A 5,950-nucleotide genomic window follows, 5' to 3' on the forward strand; every position below is an offset into this window, starting at 1 on the left:
CCTTCGGTCTTGCGTTTCCAACTCTACCAGACCGTTTTCCCATTCCGTTTCCGGACTTGGATTCAGATCCAGCGGCCAGTTGGACCGGCCTTTCGGCTGCTCCGACTTTATCAGATCCTTTCGGGCCTGATTCCCGGTCGAACTCGGGGTGTCTTCCCGGCTGTTGGGCCGTTCCGACGAGTGAGACTTTAGCGGAATCTTTCGCCCTGACGCCAATCGGGGCGGCGTCCCTTCGAACGCGATTCCTCATTTCGTAAAAGCGCACCGAAAGCAGGCGACGAGAGGTCGCTCGCTGTAGTGAGGTCTTACGGAATGGCTGCCCGGGGACCAACCGAGGTCGGCGCTCACGTCGGGCAACTCGGAGAACACTACGACTGCGGGTATCCACTGTCAACCTCGGGCTCCGGTCGCTACTCTCCCCCGTATGACCTCACGTACATGCTCTCTTCAGTGGTGGCCCGCCTGACGGCGGGCCGCCCCACGCATGTACTCAACGGCCGCCGGATCGGTGGCCGTTTTCGTTTGCTCCCTCCGGGAGCCGGGCCACCGCGATCGGTGGCTCCGGACCAGGAGACGGAGAGCGGGATGACGAGGATCTTCAGCGGGATCAAGCCCACGGGGCACCCGACGCTGGGCAACTATCTCGGGGCGATGCGCCAGTGGGTGGATGTCGACCAGCACCGGGCGGACGCGCTGTTCTGTGTGGTGGATCTGCACGCGCTCACCGTGGAGCACGACCCGGGGCGGGTCCGCCGGCTGAGCCGGCAGGCGGCGACGCTGCTGCTGGCGGCGGGGCTGGACCCGGCGCGGTGCACCGTGTTCGTGCAGAGCCATGTGGAGGAGCACACCCGGCTGTCGTATCTGCTGGAGTGCACGGCCACCGACGGCGAGCTGCGGCGGATGATCCAGTACAAGGAGAAGGGGGCACGGGCGCGGGCGGCCGGGGAAGGGGTGCGGCTGTCATTGCTGACGTATCCGGTGCTGATGGCGGCGGACATCCTGGCCTATGGGACGGATGAGGTGCCGGTGGGTGAGGACCAGACGCAGCATGTGGAGCTGACCCGGGACCTGGCGGTGCGGTTCAACCAGCGGTACGGGCACACCTTCACCGTGCCGAAGGCGACGCATCCGCAGGTCGCGGCGCGGGTGATGGATCTCCAGGACCCGCGCTCGAAGATGGGGAAGTCGCACGCGTCCGGGGCCGGGATCGTCTATCTGCTCGATGAGGCCGAGACGGTGCGCAAGAAGATCATGCGGGCGGTCACGGACAGCGGGCGCGAGGTGGAGTACGACCGGGAGGGCAGTCCCGGGATCGCCAATCTCCTGGAGATTCTCGCCGCGTGCACCGGCGGGAACCCGGCCGGGCTGGCAGCCGTTTACGAGTCGTACGGGGCCTTGAAGAGGGATACGGCCGAGGCGGTAGTGGAGCTGCTGAGGCCCTTGCGGGCGCGTCACGCGGAACTCGCGGCGGACCCGGGTCATGTCGACGAGGTGCTGCGCGCGGGAGCCGAGCGCGCCAGAGGGATGGCCCGGCCGATGGTGGACGCGGCCTGTGCGGCGATCGGACTGCTGCCCGGTCGTTGAGGAGCGCGGCCCGGGGAGGTCCGCTCGTGCCGGTTTGCCGCCGTGGCGCCACGGCGGCAAACCGGTACGGGGGTCAGCCGTTGCCGGAGGCGAGTTCGCGGCTGCGGTCGCGGGCCGCCTCCAGGGCCGCGATCAGGGCCGCGCGTACGCCATGGTTCTCCAGCTCACGGATGGCACTGATGGTGGTGCCCGCGGGGGAGGTGACGGCTTCACGGAGTTTGACGGGGTGCTCGCCGCTGTCGCGGAGCATCACGGCGGCGCCGATGGCGGCCTGGACGATGAGGTCATGGGCCTGGGCGCGGGGCAGGCCGAGGAGGATGCCCGCGTCGGTCATGGCCTCGACGAGGAAGTAGAAGTACGCCGGGCCCGAGCCGGACAGGGCGGTGGCCGCGTCCTGCTGGGACTCGGGGACCCGGAGGGTCTTGCCGACGCCGCCGAAGATCTCCTCGGTGTGGGCGAGGTGGTCGGAGGTGGCGTGGTTTCCGGCGGAGATCACGGACATGCCCTCGTCGACGAGTACGGGGGTGTTGGGCATGACACGGACGACAGGGGTGCCCGGGGTGAGGCGTTCCTCGATGAAGGAGGTGGGGATTCCGGCGGCGGCGCTGATGACCAGGCGGTCGGCGGCGACGTCGGGGGCGAGTTCGTCGAGGAGTTTGCCCATGTCCTGGGGCTTGACCGCGAGGATGAGGGTGTCGGCGCGCTTGGCGGCTTCGGCGTTGGTGACCGGTTCGACGCCGTAGCGGGTGCGCAGTTCCTCGGCGCGGTCGGGGCGGCGGGTGGTGACCAGCAGGTCGGCGGGGCGCCAGCCGGCCCGGATCATCCCGCTGAGCAGGGCTTCGCCGATCTTGCCGGTACCGAGAACTGCGACTGTCTTGGTCATGGCTCTGTTCACCTCGCCGGTGGGGATCTGTGCGCACATCCTCGCACCGGAGGCGGAGTGCCGCCGGGGTGTCCGATGGGCGGTACGGCGGGTGGGACGCCGAGGTGGGAGAGGGGTGGTCAGGGGGTGCGGCGGCGGAGGGTGGCCGCGCCGAGGGCGAGGACGAGGGCCGCGCAGGCGGCGACGGTGAGGGCGCTCCGGATGAAGTCGCCGGTGGGGTCCGGGTGGTGCAGGACCTCGGTCATGGCGTCGACGGCGTAGGACATCGGGAGCGCCTGGGAGATGGCCTCCAGGACGGGGTGCATGGTGTCGCGCGGGGTGAAGAGGCCGCAGAGCAGCAGCTGCGGGAAGATCACGGCCGGCATGAACTGGACCGCCTGGAATTCGGAGGCGGCGAAGGCGGAGACGAAGAGGCCGAGGGCGGTGCCGAGCAGGGCGTCGAGGAGGGCGACGAGGAGCAGCAGCCAGGGGGAGCCGACGACATCCAGGCCGAGGGCCCAGAGGGCGAGTCCGGTGGCCAGGAGGGACTGGGCGACGGCGACGAGACCGAAGGCGAGGGCGTATCCGGCGATGAGGTCGCCTTTGCCGAGGGGCAGGGCGAGGAGGCGTTCCAGGGTGCCGGATGTGCGTTCGCGGAGGGTGGCGATGGAGGCGACCAGAAACATCGTGATCAGCGGGAAGATGCCGAGGAGGGAGGTGCCGATGGAGTCGAAGGTGCGCGGGCTGCCGTCGAAGACATAGCGCAGCAGGAAGAGCATGGCGCTGGGGACGAGGACCATCAGGGCGATGGATCTGCGGTCGCGGCGGAGCTGGCGCAGTACGCGGGCGGCGGTGGCGAGGGTGCGGGCCGTGCTCATCGGGTGCGCTCCTCGGTGGGGTCGGTCCGCCGGCCGGGGGACGGGGCGCCGGTGGCGGTGGCGGTGGCGGCCCGGGTGCCGGCCGCGTCGACGAGGTGGAGGAATGCCTCCTCGACGGTCGCGGTGCCGGTGCGGTGGCGGAGGTTGTCGGGGGTGTCCTCGGCGAGGATCTCGCCGTCGCGCATGAGGAGGAGGCGGTGGCAGCGTTCGGCCTCGTCCATGACATGGGAGGAGATGAGGATCGTCGTGCCGCGTTCGGCGGCGAGGCGGTGGAAGAGGTCCCAGAGGTCGCGGCGGAGCACGGGGTCCAGTCCGACGGTGGGCTCGTCCAGGACGAGGAGTTCGGGGGTGCCGAGGAGGGCGACGGCGAGGGAGACCCGGCCGCGCTGGCCGCCGGAGAGGCGTCCGGCTAGGGCGTCGGCGTGGGCGGTGAGGTCGACGTCGGCGAGCGCGCGGGCGGTGTGGTGGCGGCGGGCCTCGCGGTGGGCGCGGCCGGGGTGGAGCACGGAGGCGAAGTACTCCAGGTTCTGGCGGACGGTGAGGTCGTCGTAGACGGAGGGGGCCTGGGTGACATAGCCGGTGCGGGAGCGGAGGGAGGGGTCGCCGGCGGGGCGGCCGAGGATGTCGAGGGTGCCGGTGGTGCGGGCCTGGGTGCCGACGAGCGCGCGCATGAGGGTGGTCTTGCCGCAGCCGGAGGGGCCGAGGAGGCCGGTGACGCGGCCGGGCGGGACGGTGAAGCCGATGCCGCGCAGGACGGTGCGGGCTCCTCGGACGACGGTCAGATCTCGGGCCAGTACGGCAACCCCAGATTTATTCATCATGTGATGAATAGTGTGCCCGGGGGTGCCGTCCGTCAAGCGGTGGCGCGCAGGACGCCGGGGCGGGTGGGCTGCGGGAGAGCCGGAGAGCTAGGCGAGCGGCGGGAGGGCGGCGCGGAGGGCGACGGTCAGCTCGACCGCGTACTCCTCCAGGACGAACCCGTCGGGGAAGACCCTCAGCAGTTCGGCGCGCTCGCGGTCGAGGAACTCGGCCGCCGCCCGGGGGGAGCGGGTGAGGAAGAGGGAGTGGCTGCCGAGGTTGTCGAGGTGGGTGGAGAGGGGGACCCGGCGGGTCCAGTGGAGGGTGCGCTCCAGAGGACGGAGTTCGGCGGGGAGGCGGCGGGCGTGGCCGGGGGCGCCGTGGACGCTGTCGGCGAGGCCGGCGCTGAGTCGCCGCTCCTGGTCCGCGATCCAGGGGACGGAGCCGTCGGCGACATTCCACCAGAGGGCCAGCGCGCCGCCGGGGCGCAGTACCCGCAGGGCCTCGGGGACGGAGCGGAGGGGGTCGGTCCAGTGCCAGGACTGGGCATAGGTGAGGAGGTCGGCGCAGTGGTCGGTGAGCGGGAGGGCGTCGCCGGTGCCCCGGACGAGAGGGGTGCCGGGGAGTGCCCGGCGGAGCTGGGCCGCCATGCCGGGGCCCGGTTCGACGGCGGTGACCCTGGCCCCCCGGGCGAGCAGGGCGCGGGTGGCCTTGCCGGTGCCGGCGCCGATGTCGACGGCGTCCGCGCCGTGGAGCGGGCGGCCGGTGAGTTCCTCGATGGCGTCGAAGAGGGCGGGTGGATAGCCGGGGCGGGCCGCTTCGTACTGGGCGGCGGCGAGGTCGAAGGAGAGCGCGCGGGCGGGCGCGGGGGTGGAGCCGGTCTCTCGGGGCATGCGTGCGTGTCCTCCGGGGGTGTGGCGGCCGGGGCCTGTCCTTCGGATCAGGCTGGATCACTCGGGGCCGGTGCGCCAGGGGGCAGCGGTACGGAGAGGTCCGCGAGGTGGGCCGCCGGGCCCGGGCCGCAGGGCCAGGGGACGCGGGGCCAGGGGACGCGCGGGGCAAGGGGACGCGGGGCCAGGGGACGCGCGGGGATCAGCGCGGGCCACGGGGAGCGTGCGGGGGCTTGAGGGGCGCGCCCTGGGAGATCCGGTCCGCCTGAGCTAGGGAGTTTCTTTCGGATCGGGCCGGATCGGTGAGCGGGGTCCGGTGCCGTGGATCGCGAGGCGGAGGAGGGAGCCCACGCGGAGCGCCGGCGACCGACGACAACGCGGCGAGGCGCGGTGCCGGGGCTCGCGAGCCCGGCACGATCCGAAAGAGACGACCTGGACACGGCGGCCGGCGCTCAGCGGATCGGGAGGCCGGAGAGGGTGCGGGCGATGACCAGGCGCTGGATCTCGCTGGTGCCCTCGAAGATGGTGTAGATGGCAGAAGGATGCCTGAGGGCCGTGGGCGCGACCTGGGCTGATGCCTTCGCTCATGGGTATCTACCTGCGATTTCGCGGGTTCCTGTCTGGAGTGCAGGTGCTCTTTCCCATTGTCCCTACATGCTGACGACAGCCTCAGCACACAAGATCATCGCCCAAGAATCTCCCGAAAACCAGGGCGGCCCCTCCGCGAGGGAGGGGCCGCCCAGCGCCGGCACCACGAGGGGGCCACCTGTGGTGATCCGGCGCGATCAGGGGGTGTCGACCGCATGCCGGTTGTCGTCCGGGGCTGATGCGGGGCTGGGTGGGCGGTCCTCGGTGAGCAGTTGCTCGCCGATGGACCAGAGGTGGCCGACGACCGCGATCAGCCCGAGGACGGCGACCGACATCACCCGCGCCTCCTC

5 protein-coding genes are annotated in these 5,950 nt (G+C 71.6%); 1 reads left to right on the forward strand and 4 read right to left on the reverse strand.

Annotated elements, in window-relative coordinates; all coding sequences use genetic code 11:
* Positions 1-585 precede the first annotated feature (585 nt).
* The gene (gene trpS, locus ABT122_RS33010) at positions 586-1,584 is read left to right on the forward strand and encodes a tryptophan--tRNA ligase (RefSeq protein ID WP_351559788.1); all 999 of its coding nucleotides are present in this window, start codon (positions 586-588) and stop codon (positions 1,582-1,584) included.
* Between the two features lie 73 nt (positions 1,585-1,657).
* Here trpS and proC read toward each other — a convergent pair whose 3' ends face one another.
* The 4 genes from proC to ABT122_RS33030 all read right to left on the reverse strand — a co-directional run bounded on the left by proC (position 1,658) and on the right by ABT122_RS33030 (position 5,015).
* The gene (gene proC, locus ABT122_RS33015; protein WP_351559790.1) at positions 1,658-2,467 is read right to left on the reverse strand and encodes a pyrroline-5-carboxylate reductase; all 810 of its coding nucleotides are present in this window, start codon (positions 2,465-2,467) and stop codon (positions 1,658-1,660) included.
* Between the two features lie 119 nt (positions 2,468-2,586).
* Entirely contained in the window at positions 2,587-3,324 is a 738-nt protein-coding gene (locus ABT122_RS33020) for an ABC transporter permease (RefSeq protein ID WP_351559792.1), read from the reverse strand.
* Positions 3,321-4,145, reverse strand: coding sequence for an ABC transporter ATP-binding protein (locus ABT122_RS33025; protein ID WP_351559794.1), 825 nt, complete (start codon positions 4,143-4,145; stop codon positions 3,321-3,323). The genes ABT122_RS33020 and ABT122_RS33025 overlap by 4 nt, the downstream gene beginning before the upstream one ends.
* Positions 4,146-4,232: 87 nt before the next feature.
* On the reverse strand, positions 4,233-5,015 hold the full coding sequence (locus ABT122_RS33030; protein WP_351559796.1) for a class I SAM-dependent methyltransferase: 783 nt from the start codon (positions 5,013-5,015) through the stop codon (positions 4,233-4,235).
* Positions 5,016-5,950: the final 935 nt, after the last annotated feature.

The sequence above is a fragment of the Streptomyces sp. NPDC001985 genome (assembly GCF_040296845.1).
Taxonomy (GTDB): Bacteria; Actinomycetota; Actinomycetes; order Streptomycetales; family Streptomycetaceae; genus Streptomyces.